15 protein-coding genes are annotated in these 17,680 nt (G+C 75.6%); 4 read left to right on the plus strand and 11 right to left on the minus strand.

From position 1 onward, the window contains the following. Positions 1-10: 10 nt before the first annotated feature. Both INN71_RS07945 and INN71_RS07950 read left to right on the plus strand, forming a co-directional pair. Complete coding sequence (locus tag INN71_RS07945; protein ID WP_277498650.1) at positions 11-799, plus strand: PP2C family serine/threonine-protein phosphatase; 789 nt, start codon at positions 11-13, stop codon at positions 797-799. Further along, complete coding sequence (locus tag INN71_RS07950; RefSeq protein ID WP_301800051.1) at positions 796-2,019, plus strand: FHA domain-containing protein; 1,224 nt, start codon at positions 796-798, stop codon at positions 2,017-2,019. The genes INN71_RS07945 and INN71_RS07950 overlap by 4 nt, the downstream gene beginning before the upstream one ends. A gap of 45 nt (positions 2,020-2,064) precedes the next feature. Here INN71_RS07950 and INN71_RS07955 read toward each other — a convergent pair whose 3' ends face one another. The 3 genes from INN71_RS07955 to lpdA all read right to left on the minus strand — a co-directional run bounded on the left by INN71_RS07955 (position 2,065) and on the right by lpdA (position 6,344). Next, the gene (locus INN71_RS07955; protein WP_277501552.1) at positions 2,065-3,306 is read right to left on the minus strand and encodes a SpoIID/LytB domain-containing protein; all 1,242 of its coding nucleotides are present in this window, start codon (positions 3,304-3,306) and stop codon (positions 2,065-2,067) included. A gap of 241 nt (positions 3,307-3,547) precedes the next feature. Then, on the minus strand, positions 3,548-4,939 hold the full coding sequence (locus INN71_RS07960; RefSeq protein WP_277501551.1) for an NAD(P)H-quinone dehydrogenase: 1,392 nt from the start codon (positions 4,937-4,939) through the stop codon (positions 3,548-3,550). Positions 4,940-4,946: 7 nt separating this feature from the next. Beyond that, positions 4,947-6,344 (minus strand): dihydrolipoyl dehydrogenase, encoded by a 1,398-nt coding sequence (lpdA, locus tag INN71_RS07965; RefSeq protein WP_277501550.1) that lies wholly within the window; start codon positions 6,342-6,344, stop codon positions 4,947-4,949. Between the two features lie 143 nt (positions 6,345-6,487). Between lpdA and INN71_RS07970 the strand changes: the two genes are divergently transcribed. Together INN71_RS07970 and INN71_RS07975 are read left to right on the plus strand one after the other, a co-directional pair. Next, positions 6,488-7,294: a purine-nucleoside phosphorylase gene (locus INN71_RS07970; RefSeq protein WP_277501549.1), complete on the plus strand. Its 807-nt coding sequence runs from the start codon at positions 6,488-6,490 to the stop codon at positions 7,292-7,294. A gap of 7 nt (positions 7,295-7,301) precedes the next feature. Further along, a complete protein-coding gene (locus INN71_RS07975; RefSeq protein WP_277501548.1) occupies positions 7,302-7,865 on the plus strand; it encodes a TetR/AcrR family transcriptional regulator in 564 nt (187 codons plus the stop codon). Here the strand turns inward: INN71_RS07975 and INN71_RS07980 are convergent. From INN71_RS07980 to INN71_RS08015, 8 genes are all read right to left on the minus strand, one after another. Then, positions 7,852-9,000 carry a hypothetical protein gene (locus INN71_RS07980; RefSeq protein WP_277501547.1) on the minus strand — a complete coding sequence of 383 codons (1,149 nt, stop codon included), beginning with the start codon at positions 8,998-9,000 and terminating at the stop codon, positions 7,852-7,854. The genes INN71_RS07975 and INN71_RS07980 overlap by 14 nt on opposite strands. A gap of 144 nt (positions 9,001-9,144) precedes the next feature. Then, the gene (locus tag INN71_RS07985) at positions 9,145-9,885 is read right to left on the minus strand and encodes a hypothetical protein (protein ID WP_277501546.1); all 741 of its coding nucleotides are present in this window, start codon (positions 9,883-9,885) and stop codon (positions 9,145-9,147) included. 180 nt (positions 9,886-10,065) lie between these two features. Further along, on the minus strand, positions 10,066-11,769 hold the full coding sequence (locus INN71_RS07990) for an HtaA domain-containing protein (RefSeq protein ID WP_277501545.1): 1,704 nt from the start codon (positions 11,767-11,769) through the stop codon (positions 10,066-10,068). A gap of 47 nt (positions 11,770-11,816) precedes the next feature. After that, the gene (locus INN71_RS07995; protein WP_301800052.1) at positions 11,817-13,298 is read right to left on the minus strand and encodes a hypothetical protein; all 1,482 of its coding nucleotides are present in this window, start codon (positions 13,296-13,298) and stop codon (positions 11,817-11,819) included. After that, complete coding sequence (locus INN71_RS08000) at positions 13,295-14,431, minus strand: hypothetical protein (RefSeq protein ID WP_301800053.1); 1,137 nt, start codon at positions 14,429-14,431, stop codon at positions 13,295-13,297. The genes INN71_RS07995 and INN71_RS08000 overlap by 4 nt, the downstream gene beginning before the upstream one ends. Then, positions 14,416-15,276 carry a heme ABC transporter ATP-binding protein gene (locus INN71_RS08005; protein WP_277500158.1) on the minus strand — a complete coding sequence of 287 codons (861 nt, stop codon included), beginning with the start codon at positions 15,274-15,276 and terminating at the stop codon, positions 14,416-14,418. Before INN71_RS08005 ends, INN71_RS08000 begins: the two co-directional genes overlap by 16 nt. Next, positions 15,273-16,361, minus strand: a complete 1,089-nt coding sequence (locus INN71_RS08010) for an iron ABC transporter permease (RefSeq protein WP_277500159.1) — start codon at positions 16,359-16,361, stop codon at positions 15,273-15,275. Before INN71_RS08010 ends, INN71_RS08005 begins: the two co-directional genes overlap by 4 nt. Next, positions 16,358-17,425, minus strand: coding sequence for a hemin ABC transporter substrate-binding protein (locus INN71_RS08015; RefSeq protein WP_277500160.1), 1,068 nt, complete (start codon positions 17,423-17,425; stop codon positions 16,358-16,360). The genes INN71_RS08010 and INN71_RS08015 overlap by 4 nt, the downstream gene beginning before the upstream one ends. Between the last annotated feature and the right edge of the window lie 255 nt (positions 17,426-17,680).

Raw genomic sequence — 17,680 nt, forward strand, 5'->3', positions numbered from 1 at the left:
GGCGCACGTCGTGGCCAGGCACGCACCGGCGCCCGTCCCCTTCGACACCGACCGGGGAGCGGCGAGCGACGTGGGCGTGCGCCGTCGCGAGAACGAGGACGCGTGGCACGCCGACGACCGGGTCTGCCTGGTCGCCGACGGCATGGGCGGGCACCACGACGGAGCCGCCGCCGCGGCGCTCGTGGCGCGCACCCTGGCCGAGCAGCCCTGGACGTACGGCGTGGACGCCGCCGGCCTGCGGGCCGCCGTGTCCGAGGCGAGCCGCCGCGTGGCGGGCCTGGCCGACGGGGCGGGCGCCGCCCCGGGCTCGACCCTGACCGGCGTCGCGGTGGCGGAGCAGGACGGGCGAGCGGGGTGGCTGGTGTTCCACCTCGGGCAGTCCCGCGCGTACCTGCTGCGCGACGGCGCCCTCACCTGCCTCACCACCGACCACACCCGGCGCCAGGAGCTGCTCGACCAGGGGGTCGGCGTGGCCGGGGCGGACGTGGCCGACGACGGACACGTGCTCACCCGGGCCCTCGGCGCGGGCCAGGGCACGGCTGAGGGTGACGCACCCGAGCTCGACGTCACCTTCCACCCGGCCCGGGCGGGCGACCGGGTGCTCCTGTGCACCGACGGCGTCTGCGGCGAGCTGACCGACCAGCTCGTCACCGCCGTGCTGCTCGCGCACCCCGACCCCCGGCTCGCCGCCGAGACCCTGGTGGCGGCCGCCGTCGACGCGGGCGGGCGCGACAACGCGACCGCGGTGGTGCTCGACGCCCGACGCACGGGCCGCCTCGCGACGGGGGGCGGTCGATGACCCGCCCCGGCGGCCGGCCCCCGGCCCACTTCCTCCACCTCCCCGGGGACCACCTCGGCGTCGTCTGCGAGGCGGGCGTCGCCATCGTCGACCGCACCGTCGGGGCACCCGCCGCGACCGTGCTGTGGGAGGTGCTGAGCGAGGGCGCCGACCTCGGCGTGTTCCTCGCGGCGCTCGGCGCGGTGAGCGAGCGCACCCTGCTCGACCTGCCGCCGTTCGCGATCGCCCTGTGGTCGGGCCCGACCCCCGAGCGTCGCACCCACCTCGCCGCCCGCGGCACGGGCTTCGTCGCCAGCGCGAGCGGCGACACCGACCACGCCGTGGCGGGCACCGGGGCCGCCACCTGGACCGAGCGCACCGTGGACGGCGCCCAGCGCATCGCCGTGCGGGCCACCCCGCCGGGCGCGAGCGGCGACGCCACGCCCACGGCGCCACCGCCCGCGCTCCCCATCGTCTCCGGGGTCGCGCCCGCCCGCCGGCTGCACTCCCCCGGCTGGGGCCGCTCCGACGCGGGCGCCGGCGCCGACCACGTCGCCGGCCACGCCGGCCAGCTCGCCGGCCGGCTCGCCCGGGCCCTCCCCGACGCGGGCGCACGGCGCCCGGTGCTGCGCCCGGGCGGGTCGCCCGACCGATCCGTCGACGTGTCCGGCACGCTGCACCGGCCCCTCGCCCCGCTCGCGGTGCCGCCCGAGGAGGGCATCGGCACCACGCGGCTCGGCTCCCGCGGCGGGCCCGTCCGGCCCGGAGGACCGGCGGACGGCGCGGCCGGCCCGGGCACGCTGCCGTCGGTGGCCTGCCCCGAGGGCCACCCGAACCCCCCGCACCGCACGACGTGCCGCGTGTGCGGGGTCCTCGTCACGCGCGACGTCCGTCCGGTCGCCGCACCCGTCCGGGGCCGGATGACGGTCAGCACCGGGGAGGTCGTCGAGATCGACGCCCCCGTCGTCGTGGGCCGCTCCCCCCGGCCGGACCTGGTGCCCCGACCGGGCACGGTGCGGCTGGTCGCCGTGCCCGAGGGCCACGTCTCCGCCACCCACGTCGAGGTGCGCCCCGACGGCTGGCAGGTCGTCGCCCTCGACCGGCGCTCGACCAACGGCACCTTCTTGCGCCGCCCCGACCACGAGCCCCTCCGCCTGCGGGACGAGCCGGTCGTGCTCGCCAGCGGGGACGTGCTCGACCTCGGCCACGGGGCGTGGCTGTCGTTCGACGAGCTCGCCTGAGGGCGGCTCCGCCGCGGGGACCGCTGGGGGCGGCTCCGCGCGGGGTCAGCTGCGGGGGGCCACCCGGAAGGTGAACCAGGTCGACTTCAGCCCCAGCTTGGAGCGCACCGTCGCGCCCGTGACCGTCACGGTCCCGGCGCTGCCGCGGAACGTCACGGAGTTCACCCGGCCGCCCCACTCGCCGTACCCGTTGCGGTCGGAGACCGCGATGGCCTGCAGGTTGCCGAGCTGGGGCCAGGCCCGCTCGATGGTGACGTCGGTGACGCGCAGCAGCCAGGTGTGGTTGGGGTTGGCGGACGTGCTGTCGTAGGGGTCCTGGCGGGCCGTGAGGTACGGCGCGGAGCCGTTGTTGGTCCACCCGCCGTTGGACGAGGAGAACTGCGCGAACGCCGGCTCGCCCTGGTAGCTGAGGATGGCGCCCGCCGTCGCGTCGATCGCGCGGTTGGAGCCCGACTTCTCGGCGGTGTACCCGCCGTACACCTGGCAGGTGGTGGTGTCGCAGATCTGGTAGTGGCGCGCCTTGGGCTCGGAGCGCTGCTGCACGGCGTACGTGCGGGCCGCGACGGCCTGCGCCTGCACGGCGGCCGGGGTCCACGAGGACGGCATCTCGCGCGGCACGACGCCGCGCAGGTAGTGCTCGAGCGTCACGTGGTTGACCGTGTCGCGGCGCGAGGCGCCGGGCTCGCTGATGGCGGCGCGCAGGGTGCCGCGGTACTGCACCGTCGAGCGCCCGCCGTCGAGGATCAGCGGGATCGCCCCGCCGCTGGCGTAGAGCTCGGCCTCGCCCTGCGTGCGCTTCCAGAACACCCACTTGCCGCCGCGGGCGAAGCTGACGATGGAGGTGTCCGAGCCGCCGTAGCTGACCCGCCAGCTGCCCGACACGCCGGCCGGGACGGGCAGGCGCGCGTTCGTCCCGCGGTCGACGACCGTCAGGCCCTCGCGCCAGCCGACGATCGTGTCGCCGTCGTCGTCGGCGCTGATGCGGACGCTGATGGTGCCGCCGGCCGTCGTGACGGTGGTGCCCGGGTAGTAGAAGCGCAGGATCTCGCGCACGTTCACGCCGCGCTGCGCCGCGCCGTACGCGCCGTACTGCGACATCCCGTTGCCGTGCCCGAAGCCGTGGCCGTCGATGGCGATCGTGGCCGCGTTCGGCACCGCCCACCACTGGTCGTCGACCGGTACGGCGCCCGCGCGGCCGCCGCCGGCGGCGACGAGGCCCACGCCCAGCAGCAGGGAGGCGAGGAGGCGGGCACGGCGCAGGCGGGGACGGCGCGGACGGACAGGCACGGGTGGGGCTCCTGGGGCACTCGGCGGCAGGCGGCAGCCCCGGGCGGGGGCTACCCGGGGCTGGTGTGAAGGGTGTGACGGATGTGCACGACGATCGGATCACAGGCCCGCGGGGCCGTGCAATCGGAACGCTTGAACTACAGAGGGGTAGTTAGCGCCCCGGGTCCGCGCACAACGACGGGGCCCGCCGCGCGGCGGGCCCCGTCGTCGTGCTGGGGGTGGTGCTGATGCTGGCGTCGGGTCAGACGTGGTGCATCCGGCGGGCCGCCTCGGCGATCGACCCGGACATCGACGGGTAGACGGTGAACACCGCGGCGAGCTGGTCGGCGGTGAGGCCCTCGCCCACGGCGACGGCGACCGGGTGGATGAGCTCGGAGGCGCGGGGGCCGACGACGACGCCGCCCACCACGATGCCCGTGCCCGGGCGGCAGATCAGCTTCACGAAGCCGTCGCGCACGCCCTGCATCTTCGCCCGGGGGTTCCCCGAGAGCGGGAGCAGCACGGTCTCGGCCTGGATCTCGCCCTCGTCGACCGACTGCTGCGACCAGCCGACCGTGGCGATCTCCGGGGAGGTGAAGACGTTCGAGGACACCTTGCGCAGGTCGAGCGGCTGCACCGCGTCGCCGAGGTGGTGCTGCATGGCGATCCGGCCCTGCATCGCCGCCACCGAGGCCAGCATGAGGACGCCGGTGCAGTCGCCCGCGGCGTACACGCCCCGCGCGCTCGTGCGCGAGACGCGGTCGACGCCGACGAAGCCGCCGTCCTTCAGGCGCACCCCGGCCTCCTCGAGACCGAGCCCCTCGGTGTTCGGCACGGAGCCGAGCGCCAGGATGCAGTGCGAGCACTCCACCTCGGTGCCGTCGGTCAGCCGCACGGTGACGACGTCGCCCGAGCGGGTGACGGACTCCATCCGCGAGCGGCTCAGCACCTTCATGCCGCGCCGCGTCAGCACCTCCTCGAGCACCCCGGCCGCGTCGGCGTCCTCACCGGGCAGCACCCGGTCGCGCGAGGACACCAGGGTGACGTCGATGCCCAGCGAGAGGTACGCCGAGGCGAACTCGGCGCCGGTGACGCCCGAGCCGACGACGACGAGCTTCTCGGGCACGTCGGCGATGTCGTAGACCTGCTCCCAGGTGAGGATGCGCTCCCCGTCGGGCACCGCGCTCGGGATGACGCGCGGCGAGGCGCCCGTCGCGACGAGCACCGCTCCGGCCTCGAGGGTCTCCTCGCCGCCGTCGACGAGGTCGACCACGACGCGGCTCGGGCCGTCCAGGCGGCCGCGGCCGTGGACCAGCCGCACCCCCTCCCGGTCGAGACGCCGGGCGATGTCGCTCGACTGGTCGGCCGCGAGCTGCTTGACCCGGGTGTTGACCCGGCCCAGGTCGACGCGGATCGAGGTGGCCGCGTCGCCCTCGACGTCGAGGAAGCTGAGCCCCAGCTCGGCGGAGCCCGACAGCTCCGACATGAGCTCGCTCGTGGCGATGAGGGTCTTGCTCGGCACGCAGTCGGTCAGCACGGCCGAGCCGCCCAGACCGTCGGTGTCGACCACGGTGACCTCGGCCCCGGCCTGGGCGGCGACGAGCGCGGACTCGTAGCCGCCGGGCCCGCCCCCGACGATGACGACGCGGTTCATCGGCACCTCAGAGGTTGATCATGTGGCCGGAGATGCCGTGGACGGCCTCCTTGACGGCCTCGGTCAGGGTCGGGTGCGCGAAGACGTTGCGCCCGACCTCGTCGGCGGTCAGGTCCCACTTCTGGGCCAGCGTCAGCACGGGCAGCAGCTCGGTCACGTCGGGGCCGATCATGTGGGCGCCGAGGATCTCGTTGTGCTCCGCGTCCGCGACCACCTTGACGAACCCGACGCCGTCGCCGAGGCCCTGGGCCTTGCCGTTGGCGCTGAACGGGAACGTGGACGTCTTGACGTCGTACCCCTTGTCCTTGGCCTGCTGCTCGGAGTACCCGAACGAGCCGATCTGGGGGTGGCAGTACGTCGCGCGCGGGATGAAGTCGAACTCGACCGGCATGGTCTCGGCGCCCGCGATGACCTCCGCGGCGACGATGCCCATGGCCTCGGCGACGTGGGCGAGCATCATGCGGCCCGTGACGTCGCCGATCGCGTAGACGCCGTCCACGTTGGTGCGGCCGTACTCGTCGATCGCGATGGCGCCGCGCTCGGTGAGCTCGACGCCCGTGTTCTCCAGGCCGTAGCCCTCGGTGCGCGGCGCGAAGCCGAACGCGGCGAGCATCTTGTCGGCCTCGAGCACCTGCTCGTCGCCGCCGGCGGCCGGGGCGACGGTGACCTTCACGCCCGAGCCCGTGTCCTCGACACCCTTGACGGCGGTCGAGGTCATGATCTTGATGCCCAGCTTCTTGTAGTGCTTGAGCAGCTCCTTCGACACGTCCGCGTCCTCGGTCGGCACGATGCGGTCGAGGAACTCGACGATGGTGACGTCGACGCCGAAGTTCTTCATCACGTAGGCGAACTCGACGCCGATCGCGCCCGAGCCGCCGATGATGATCGAGCCCGGCAGGTCCTCGTCGAGGATCTGCTCCTCGTAGGTGACCACGTTCTGGCTGATCTCGACGCCGGGCACCGTGCGCACCTTCGCGCCGGACGCGATGATGACGTCGTCGGCGGTGTAGGTCGTCGTGGAGCCGTCGGAGCCCTTCACGTCGATCGACTTGGGGCCGGTGAAGGTGCCCCACCCGTCGATCTCGGTGATCTTGTTCTTCTTCATCAGGTAGTGGACGCCCTTGACGATGCCGGCGCTCACCTGGCGCGAGCGCTTGAACGTCGGGCCGTAGGACATCGTGACGTCACCCTCGATGCCGTACTTGGCCTTGTCGTGGGTGAGCGTGTGGGCGAGCTCCGCGTTCTTCAGGAGCGCCTTGGACGGGATGCAGCCGACGTTGAGGCACACACCGCCCCAGTACTTCTCCTCGATGACGGCGACGGACTTGCCGAGCTGGGCGGCTCGGATCGCCGCGACGTATCCACCGGGGCCGGCACCAAGGACGAGGACATCGAAGTGGGTCACGGGGACCAGACTATCCACCCGGACGGCCCCGTCCCGGGCGGGATGGCTACCGCCCGGTACGCCCTGCGCGAACGGGGCCGGGAGGTACGTCGCCCGCGTGCGCCGACGGGTGTCGCGCGCCACTCTGGCCTACAGTTCGCGACGTGCACCACGACGACCTGGACCCGACCGAGGCCGCTACCGCTGCCGCCGCCCGCCTCGCCGAGCTGACGGGGGTGGAGCGCCACGACGCCGCCGTCGTCCTGGGCTCCGGGTGGCTCCCGGCCGTCGACATGCTCGGGGAGACGGTCGCCGAGATCGCCACCACCGACCTGCCCGGCTTCGCCCCCGCCGCGGTGGCCGGCCACGCCGGCAAGATCCGCTCCGTGCGCGCCGGCGACCGCTCCGTCCTGGTCTTCCTCAGCCGCACCCACTACTACGAGGGCCGGGGCGTGCGCGCCGTCGTGCACGGCGTGCGCACCGCCGCCGCCGCCGGGTGCCGCACCATCGTGCTGACCAACGGCTGCGGTGGCCTGAAGGACACCTGGTCCCCCGGCACCCCCGTGCTCATCAGCGACCACATCAACCTGACCGGCCGCTCCCCGATCGAGGGCCCGCAGTTCGTCGACCTCACCGACCTCTACTCGTCCCGGCTGCGCGCCCTGTGCCGCGAGGTCGAGCCCGGGCTCGACGAGGGTGTCTACGTGCAGTTCCCCGGTCCCCACTACGAGACCCCGGCCGAGATCGGCATGGTGCGCGCCATCGGCGGCCACCTCGTCGGCATGAGCACCACGCTGGAGGCCATCGCCGCCCGTCAGGCGGGCATGGAGGTGCTGGGCATCTCGCTGGTCACCAACCTCGCGGCCGGCATCTCCGGCGAGCCGCTCGACCACGCCGAGGTGCTCGAGGCCGGTCGCTCCGCGGCCACGCGCATGGGCACCCTGCTCGGCGCCGTGGTGCCGAGGCTCTAGGCCGCCCGTGCCGAAGATCTCGGGAGAGTCCCTGTCGGCCCACCGCGAGCAGATCCGCGAGCGGGTCTTCGCGGCGTTCGTCGAGCTCGTCGGCGAGCGCAGCTTCGAGGCCATCACCATGGCCCAGCTCGCCGCGCGGGCCGGCGTGGGACGCACGTCGATCTACCACCACTTCCCCGACAAGGACGCGGTGGTGGTGGCGTTCGCCTCCCACGAGACGACCCGCTACCTCGAGACGCTCGAGGCGGTGCTGGCGGACGCCGGCAGCCCGACCGAGCGGCTGCGCCGCTACCTGCACCACCACCTCGCCGAGGGCGAGCAGTTCCACCTGGGCCTCGGCCCCCAGGTCTACGGACTGCTCTCGGACTCCTCGCTGCGCGAGATCCGCGAGCACGTGGTGGCGGTCGAGACCGTGCTGCGCGACATCGTGGACGAGGGGGTGGCGAGCGGCGAGTTCGCGGTGCGCGACGTCGACGCCGTCCTCCCCCTCGTCCACGCCTGCCTCAACCCGCGGCAGGTGCCCGCAGACGTCGTGGTCGAGTTCGTCCTCGGCGGGATCAGCGCACGCTGAACGTGCGCGTCGCGCTCGACGGCTCGAAGACGTTGGACCCGCCGTACCCGACGACGAGCCGGTAGGACCCGGCCGGGAGCGCCGGCACCGCGAAGCGGCGCAGGCCGTCGAACGCCGCGTTCGCGACGAGCTGCTGGACGCCGGACGACCACGCCACCGAGCCGTCGGCGCGGTAGACCTTCACCGCGATCGGCCCACGGGCGCGGGGCACCGTGGACCCGGTCCGGGGGTCGGTCGCCACGGCTCCGGCCAGGAGGCTGCCGGTCCGCCGGGGACCGGGCGCGACCTCGAAGGACGACACGGCCGTCGTCGCGGCGCGGGACACCACGAGCCGGCGCGTGACGACCAGCCCGTCGGCAGCCGCCTCGGGGCTGGTGACCTCGAGCTGCAGCGTGCGGGTGCCCGGCAGGGTGCGCTCGGGGACGCGGAAGCGCAGCACGCCCCCGCCCCGGTTCTCGGCCACCACCCGGGCACCGTCCAGGCCGGTGAGCAGTCCGCCGAGCGCGGCGGGCCGCTGGACGCCGCGCACGGCGAGCCAGACGAAGGTGTCGGTGCGACCGAAGGTGTGGGCGCTCGGGCCGGACGACTCGACGACGACGTCGCCGCCCAGGGCGTCGCGGTCGACCTCCAGCGGCGTCGAGGCGGAGCCGCCCGGGCCCGCCTCGCCGTCGGACTGCCAGGCGTAGACCGCGTGGTCGGCGTCGGCGAGGACCCGGTCGGCCTCCGCGGTGAGGGTCGTGGTGAGGGCTCCGGCGTACTCCTCCGCGGCGGCGGCGGGCTCCTCGACGACCGCGGCGAAGGCCGACGGGTCGACGGACGCGGGATCGGTGAGCCCGGCCGGGCCGAGCGCGAAGGTCACGGTCGCGCCGCCACCCTCGGCGGGCAGCACCACCCCGCGGGCCGTGGCGTCGACCGCGAGGCCGGCGGACGAGGCGGAGCGCACCCGGGCGTCGAGGGTGAACGCGTCCTCGGCGGCCTGGACGGCGCCGGGCGCGATGGCGGGGGCGGGGGCAGTGGCCGCGGCGGTGGCGGCGCCGGTGGGGGCGAGCAGGGCCGGTCCGCCGAGCGCGAGCGCGGCGAGGGAGGCGAGCGCCACGCGGCGCAAGGAGCGGGTGGGGGTACGACGAGCCGTCACGGTGGTCCTTCCGAGCAAGGATCAGGGGCCGGTGCGTCCGCCCCCGCGAACGCCCGACCCTAGCGCTCGCGGGCCCCGGCCGGGAGGCCGTCGGGCGCCCCGGGGTGAGCGAGGTCGGGCGGAGGAGGTCGGGCGCTCGGCGCCTCAGCGCACGCGCAGCCCGCGCACGGTGGCGCCGGGCTCGAGGTTCGCGGAGCCGCCGTACCCCACGGCGAGGCGGTAGTCGCCCGCCCGCAGCACGGGCACCCGCACCACCACCGTGCCGTCGGCGGTGACCGGCAGCGTGCCCGAGCTCCAGACGCTGTCGGTGCCGAGGTAGACCTTCACCGACACCGTGGCGTCGGGCTGCGGCGGCGTGACGTCGAGGCCCCGGACGAAGGGCGCCACGAGCAGCAGGCCGGTGTCGCGGGTGGTGGGCGGCCGGATGAAGGAGGCGCCCACGACGGACTCCGCCCTGCGGACCTCGAACGCGTGGGTGGCGCGCAGGCCGTCGCCCTCTCCCCCGGCGGTGTCCAGCGTGGCCACGACCTCGTGGGGTCCGGCCCCGAGCGCGGGGTCGGGGCGCACGTGGGCGCGGCCGGACCACGAGAGCGGGAGGGTCGTCGGCTCACCGACCCCGCTGACCTCGACGCGGGCCTCGTCCCCGACGTCGCCCGCGACGTACGCGGTGAAGCCCTGCAGCGCCGCGTCGACGCGTCCGTAGGTCAGGCTGGTGGGGCCGTCCACCCGCAGCTCGACGGCCCCGTCGGACCCAGCGGCCCCACCGGCCCCGTCGGTCTCACCGGGGCGCGCCGTGGCGGGGTCGGGGCCGCCGGGGAGCACGAACGCCAGGACGGCCAGGACCGCGAGGACGACGACGGCCGCGCCGACCGCGAGGACGGGCACGGACGACCTCGCCCCGGTGGTACGGCGCTGCTCACCCATGTCGGCTCCCGTCGGTGCCCGGCCGCCTCGTGCGGCCGGGGGCCGGCGCCCGGCCACCGACCAGCCCACCCTAGACGCCACGGACGCACACGGGGCCCGGTCCTGGGGAGGACCGGGCCCCGTGCGGGGTGGGAGCTGGTGTCAGCGCACGTCGACGTAGCGCGAGTGGTTCGACGACAGCAGCAGGTTCGAGCCGGCGTACCCGATCACGACCGCGTAGCGGCCGGCCGGGAGACGCGGGACCGTGACCTGCAGCTGGCCGCCGGCCAGCTGCTTCACGCCGGAGTACCAGACGACGCGGTTGCCCTGGTAGAACTTCACGGCCACGGGGCCGGCCGCGGCCGGGACGCCCGTCGTGTTGGTCTTGGGGGCGACGACGACGCGCACCGTGCTGGCGTTGCGGCTCGACGGGCTCGACAGGAACGACGCGCCCGTGGTGGACGTGCCCTGCAGGACCGTGAAGGTCGTCGTGGTGGTGGTGCCGTCACCGGCGCCGTCCGTGGCGAGGGTGTAGCGCGCGGTGTAGGTGCCCGGCGCGAGGGTGGCGGGCACCCGGAACGCGGCCTGGCCGTACTTGACCGGGGTGGACTGCGCCGCGCCGACACCCGTCAGGGTGACGGTGCCGGCACCGTCGGCGACGCCGGCGACCTTCGCGGCGACCCAGGTGGTGGTGGCGTAGCGCTGCCCGGTCGAGCCGGTCGCGGTGAGGGTGACGTCGGCGACGGGCTCCTCGAGGGCGCTCCAGTCGATGGTGACCGGGGTCTGGGTGTCCTGCGAGACGTTGGAGTAGGTGTGCGCCTGCCAGGTGTAGAGCGCGTAGTCCACCGTCGGGTCGAGCTTCTCGGTCGGCGCGCTCACCGAGGTGGTGAAGGTGCCGCCCTCACCGATGGACGCCGCGGGCACCCAGTTCACGCCGGCGAACAGCGCGGTGTTCTCGCGGTCGGACACGTCGGGCATCTCGCCGGCCGGGGCGAGCCCGACGTACACGCCGTTGTCCCCCTCGACCGTCACGCCGCGGAAGCCGGTGCCGGAGACGCGCAGCAGCAGCCCGTCCTCGTGCGAGGTCGACGTCGTCTCGTAGGTCACCGCCGGCGGGGCGGCCGGGGTCGCCGTGGCCGTGAACGACGACGGCTTCTTGACCGTCTGGTTCGCGCGGCTCTGGTAGAAGTGCGCCCGCACGCCCGGCGTCAGCGCGCCGAGGAACTCGGGCGCGAACGACGCGCCCTCGACCGGCTGGCCGGCCGGGATGCCGAGGGCGGTGGCCTGCTCGGAGTCCGCCGGCAGGACGCCGACCCAGTCGGGCGTGGCCGTGATGGAGCCGACGCCGTCGCCGGCCGTCCACTCGGCGGGCGCGTCGAAGGTGGTGACGACGACCTGGGTGGGCTCGGTCTGGGCCGGGGTGCTGCCCGAGCCGCCCGTGTTCCACGCCGAGACGGTGGCCTCGATCGTGCCCGCGCCGGACGGGCCGACCGTCACGACGGGATCGGCGACCGTGACGGTGTACTGCGCGGGGAGCCCGAAGTTCGGGCCGAACGTCCCCGAGACCGAGCCCTCGTAGGCGACGCTCGCGGCGCCGGTGAACGGGTCGTACGTGCCCACCCCGCCGGGGAACGTGACGACGCCGTCCGCGTCCTCCGTGGCACCGTCGGCGAGCTCGTGGACCGCGAGGTGGTTGTCGAACTGCTGGGAGATCTCCCACTGCAGGGTGGGGACGACGGCGGGCTCGTCGGCCGCGGAGGCGGACGGGGTCGCCAGCGCCAGGGGCGCCGTCACGAGGGCCGCGACGGCCGCCGTGGCGCTCGCGCGGACACCGCGACGGGCTCCGGCTCGGGTGGGGGTGGGCATGGGTGCTTCCTTTCTCGGGTCGACGCGGGCGCGCCGAGGAGGGCCGGTCAGACCGGGGGTGGGGTGGGGTGGGCACCGCCCGAGCGGCGGGAGCGGGCCAGCGGGCCCGGGAGACGGTGGGCGGGTACGGCGAGCAGGGCGGCCGCGGCGAGCAGCAGCCCGCCCCCGACCCACCACAGGGGGCTCGTCCCCGTCGTCGCCGCCGGCTCGTCGGCGGTGACCGCGGAGACCGACCGGAGGTCGTAGCCGAACCCCAGCTGCTCGGCTGCTGCCACCGCGGCCGCGGCGGGGACCGCCAGCGCCCGGGCGGCCGTCGCCCGCGGCGCCGCCGGGGCCGACGGGACCGACGGCCCGGCGGGCCGGGCAGCGGGGCCCGGGCGTGGCGGGGGCGCGAGGGCCGTGTTCTCCGGCACGGGTACGACGACGGTCGGGGCCGGCGCGGGCTGAGGCACGACGACGGGGGCGGACGCGTCGTACGAGACCGTCACCGGCAGCGCCACCTTGAAGGCGTCGGTGGAGGCGCCGCTGGAGTACCAGAAGGCGCCCGTGCCGAGCTCCTCCATGAGGGTGACGAACGACTGCGGGAAGGAGCCGGCGTCGGCGCCGTCGGTGCGCTGCGCCGTGCCGCTCACCCGCACCCCGCGGTAGGCGGGGGTCGTGGTGAAGCCGGTGACGTCATCGAGGTCGACGGCCGGGAGGTCGGCGAGGCGCACCTCCCGGGGCGCGAGGGGCTCCCGCTGCGTGGGGTCCTCGCGCGACGAGGCGTAGCCGGTGACGGTCGCGGTCAGGGTGCCGCGCCCGTCCGCGACGGCGAGCACGGGGTCGGAGACGTGGAAGAACGAGCGGCCGGAGTAGTAGAGGACGGTGAAGGTGCCCGTCCACGCGATGCGGGCGGTGCCGGCCGCGCGGTCCACCTCCCCCGCCCCGGCGCGCAGCACGACCTGGTGGTTGCTGAACGTGCCGGCGCTCGGGTTGGTGATGGGCGCTCCGGCGCTCGTGGTGCGCAGCCCGTCCCACGTGGCGGTGCGCCAGGTCGAGCCGTCCCACTTCTCGACGCTCACGCCGCCGTCGCTCGCGGCCCACTGCCGCTCGCGGAGGTGGACGCCGACCCCGGGCACCGCGCGTCCGGCGGAGAAGAAGTTGTGCGCGCCGGGCTCGTGGGCGGCGTTGTTCGACTCGTTCGTCAGTCCCCAGCGCAGCACGGCGTCGTCGACCGCGACGGCGCCGGTCGTCGGCGGGGTCGTCGGCTCGGTGGTGGGTGCCGTGGTGGGCTGGGTGGTCGGCGCGGTGGTGGGCTGGGTGGTCGGCTCGGTCGTCGGCTGGCTGGTGGTGGGTGTAGTGGTGGGCGCCGTGCCCGACGGGGTGGACGTGGCGGGATCGGTGGTCGCCTCGACCGCCTGGGCGGCGCGGGGACCGGGCACGCCGAGCAGCACCGACACCAGCAGGGTGCACAGGGCCAGGACGCCGACGCCGGCGAGGGCGGCGGCGCGCAGGCGCGCGGCGCGGTCGCCGGGGTGCCGGCCGCTCACCGCGCGGCCCTGGTTCGCACGAGCACCACGCGGGCGACGGCGGCGAGGAGCACGAGGGCGGCGGCCACGACGAACGCGACGGCGAGGCGGTCGGGGCCCGCGTCCTCGGCGGGGGCTGCGTCCGAGGAGGCCGCGACCTCGGCGGCGTCGTCGGCGGCGCGGACGGCGAAGCTGACGGTGAGCGGCTCGTCGAGGCCGAAGATGCGCAGCTCGTGCGTCCCGGCCGGGGTGTCCGCCGGGAGGGTGATGACCCCGGCCATGCTGCCGTCGGCCGCGACCTGGAAGGGTCCCGCGGCGGCCGCGCCGTCGTCGAAGGTCACGCTGACCTGGCGTCCGGGCACGAGGCCGGTCGCCTGGAACGGCAGCACGCGGCCCGCGACCGCGGCGCCGCGGTCGACCTCGAGGGCGGCGGGGCCGGCGGCCACGGGGGCGGCGGCCGCGGCGGGGGTCCCCGGGGTGGCGGCCGCACCCGGCGCGGTGCCGGTGCCCGCCCCCGCCGACCCCTCCGACGCGGAGGGGGCCGCGGCGGCGGGCTGCTCGTCGTACAGGTCGGCGACGCGGACCGGCGTGAAGGTCTCGTTCGTGCCGTTGGCGACGCCGTGGGCGCCGACGGTGATGATCCCGCAGGTGACCTCGCGGCAGTCGACGGTGCGCTCGCCGCTCGCGCGGTCGTAGGCCGTGAAGGTCGCCCCCGGGACGACCAGGGAGGTCGACCAGGAGCCGTCGGCGGCGATGGTGCCGCCGTTGGCGGACGACGCGGTGTCGGAGCCCGGGAAGGCGACGAACTTCTGGAAGCCCTGGTTGTCGCGGCTCTCGGAGTCGGGCACGTAGAAGTAGTCGACCCCGGTGCGGCCGCCGCGGGTGGGCTGCCAGCCGTCCGCGACGGTGCCGAAGAAGACGTAGACGCCGCCGTGGCCGCCGGCGACCGACTGGAAGCCGCGGCCCGAGACGGTGAGCGTGGTCGCGTAGGTGGCGTCGACGACGGCGTCGCCGTCGGGGTTGGCGACGGTGACGCGCGCCGCGGCCTGCGCGGGCGGGGCGGCGGCGAGCGGCACGAGCACGCCCACGGACGCCAGCACGAGGGCCAGGGCGGCGGGGGCGCGACGGGACGCGACGGTCAGGTGGCCGGGCACGGTTGCTCCTGGTGCGGGTCGGCGGACGGGACGGGTACGGCGGGCGCCGCCGCAGCCGGCGCGGTGGCCGGCGCCCGGGGCGGGCGGACGGGGACGACGACGAGGTGGCCGGCGTGCTCCACCACGTCGACGGGGTGCTGGTAGACCTCGCTGAGCAGCGCCGGCGTGACGACCTCGCGGGGGGTGCCGCTCGCGCGGAGCCGGCCAGCCGCGAGCACGCACACGCGGTCGGCGTACGCCGCGGCGAGCGAGAGGTCGTGGAGCACGACGACGACGGCGGCCCCGGCAGCGGCCTCCTCGCGGGCGACGCGCAGCACCGCCTCCTGGTGCTGCAGGTCGAGCGCCGCCGTCGGCTCGTCGAGCAGCAGCAGCGTCGTGGACTGGGCGAGGACCCGCGCCATCGAGACGCGCGCCTGCTCCCCGCCGGACAGGGTGGGGAAGAGCCGGGTCGCGAGGTGGGCGACGTCGGCGCGCTCCTCGGCGGCGGCGACGACCTCGAGGTCGCGCTCGGCCTCGGCGGAGCGGTGCCACGGCGCCCGGCCCATCTCGACGACCTCGCGGGCGCGGAACCCGAAGGCGAGGCGCTGCTGCTGGAGCAGCACGGCGCGGCGCCGGGCCAGCTCGCGCGCCCGGTAGGACGCCACGGGGCGGCCGTCCAGCTCGACCGTGCCAGTGGTGGGCGCGACGTCGCCGGTGAGCACGGAGAGCAGGGTCGACTTGCCCGCCCCGTTCGGGCCGACCAGCACCACGACCTCGCCCGCGGCGACGTCGAGGTCGACGCCGTCGAGGATCGGGGTGCCGTCGATGACGACCCCGACCCCGCGGGCCCGCAGGCCGGCGCTCACGCCCAGCCCCCCGCCGTACGACGGGCGCGGCGCAGCAGCCAGAAGAAGAAGGGGCCGCCGACCAGCGAGGTGAGCATGCCGATGGGCAGGTCGGCGTTGGCGATCGCCGTGCGGGCCCACAGGTCGGCGAGCACGAGGAGCACGGCGCCGCCCAGCGCGCTGGCGGGCACGAGCACGCGGTGGCCCGGCCCGGCGACGAGCCGCACCAGGTGCGGGACCACGAGGCCGACGAAGGCGATGACGCCGCAGAACGCGACCCCGGCCGCGGTCAGGAGGGCGACCAGGACGATGCAGATCATGCGCAGGCGCTCGACGTCGACGCCCACGTGGCGCGCAGCCCGGTCCCCCAGGGCCAGGAGGTCGAGCTGGCGGGCGAGCACCAGCGCGGCCACCACGCCGACGACGACGAGCGGCGTGACGACCTGCACCTCCGCCCAGCGGGAGCCGTTGAGGCTGCCGAGGGTCCAGAAGACGATCTCCTCGCGGGCCGAGGTGTTGGCCAGGAAGAGCAGGAACGACAAGCCGGCGCTGGTGATGGCGTTGACCGCCACCCCGGTGAGCACCAGGGTCACCACCTCGGTGCGTCCGTCGTCGCGGGCCATGACGTAGACGACGAGCGTGGTGACGAGCCCCCCGGCGAACGCGCAGACGGCGATCGTCCAGCTGCCGGCGAAGTCGAGCGAGAAGACGATGACGGTCGCGGCCGCCACCGCGGCGCCGGAGGAGACCCCGACGACGCCCGGCTCGGCCAGCGGGTTGCCGAACACGCCCTGCATGAGCGCGCCCGCCGTGGCGAGAGCGGCGCCGACGATCGCGGTCATGACGACGCGCGGGAAGCGCACGTTCCACAGGTTGTTCTCGGCCTGCGGGTGGGTGGGCAGCGGGCCGAGGTCGAGCCCGAGCCGGTGGAGCACCGAGCCGAGCACCTCGCCGGGCGGGATGGGGAACTGGCCCGTGGCCGCGGACAGCACGCAGGCCACGACGAGCGCCGCCGCGAGGACACCGATGAGACCGATGCCTCCGGTGACGGAGCGGACCCGGCCGCGAGGAGTGGCCGCGACCTCGCGCTGCAGCGTCGTCGTCACGCCACCTCCCCGGGCGCGTAGACGGCGACGGCGAGGGCGTTGAGGACCTGGGCGGTGAGCGGGCCGTAGCCGAGGATCTGGGCGTCCGCCATGTCGACGAACCGGCGGCTCTCGCCGGCCGGCGTGGCGGCCAGGGCGGGCAACCGCTCGAGCAGGCCGTCGACGCCGCCGGCCGAGTCGAGGCCGTCCGTCATCATCAGCACGAGCTCCGGCTGGGCGGCGATGATGCCCTCGTCCGTGACGGGCCGCATGCCGGCCCAGCCGATCTCCTCGGCCACGTCGTACCCGCCGACGGCGGTGATGAGGGCGTCGGCGCCCGAGCCCTCGCCGAACATGTAGTAGATCCCCGAGGTGCCGCGCACGTAGAGGAAGACGGTGCGCAGCTGCTCGCCGGGGCTCGTCGGGGCGACCTCCGCGATCTGCGCGGTCACCCCGGCGACCTCGGCCTCGACGCGCTCCGCGAGCTGCTCCCCCTCCCCCGGCACGCCCAGCGCCGTCGCGACCTCACCCGTGAGGCTGGCGAGGTTGTCGAGGCCACGGTGGGAGTCGACGACGACCACCGGGATGCCGGAGTCACGCATCTGCAGCATCACGTCCCAGGGGCCGAGCGAGGTGTCGGTGATGATCAGCGTGGGGTCGAGGGCGAGGATCGCCTCCGCGTTGAGGTCGTGGCCGTTCTGAGTCACCAGGGGCAGATCGGCGGCCTCGGCGAACTGGGTGCTGACGTCGCGCCCCACCAGCGACTCGCCGAGGCCGAGCTCGAAGACCGTGCGCGAGAGGGTGCCGTAGACGTCGAGCGCGAGAACCCGGCTGACGTCGGTGACCTCCACCTCCGTGCCCTGGGCGTCCGTGACGGTGACGGGCAGCTCCGGCGTCGGGTCCCCCACCGGCTCGACCGGCGTCTCGGGGAGGACGGCGGAGACCTCGCCCTCCCAGTCGCGCACGTCGTCCAGCGGCGTGACGTCGGCGAGCGGCGGCGCCGCGGGCCCGGAGGCGCCGGCGTGGCCGTCGTCCGCCGTGCCCACGCCGTCGAAGCCGCACCCACCGAGCGCCGCCGCGAGCACGAGCGCCAGGGCGGCGGTGACGCCCCCGCGGGTCGGACGGAGCGCCGTCCGGCCGGCCGGCCGACGGGAGGGCCGACGGGACGGGCGACGCGACGGGCGGGGTCGCAGGACAGGGCGCATTCTCGCGGGCTCTCGTGGTCGAGGACGGGGACGTGGCAACGTGCCGACCCCGAGCGGTCGACTTAGGTTACCCTAACCGAAGTGAGGCTAGCCTTGCCTACCGCCGGGCGACATCTTGACAGACTGTCGAGAACA

Origin of the sequence: Nocardioides sp. ChNu-153, assembly GCF_030466625.1 — a bacterium.
Lineage (GTDB): Bacteria > Actinomycetota > Actinomycetes > Propionibacteriales > Nocardioidaceae > Nocardioides.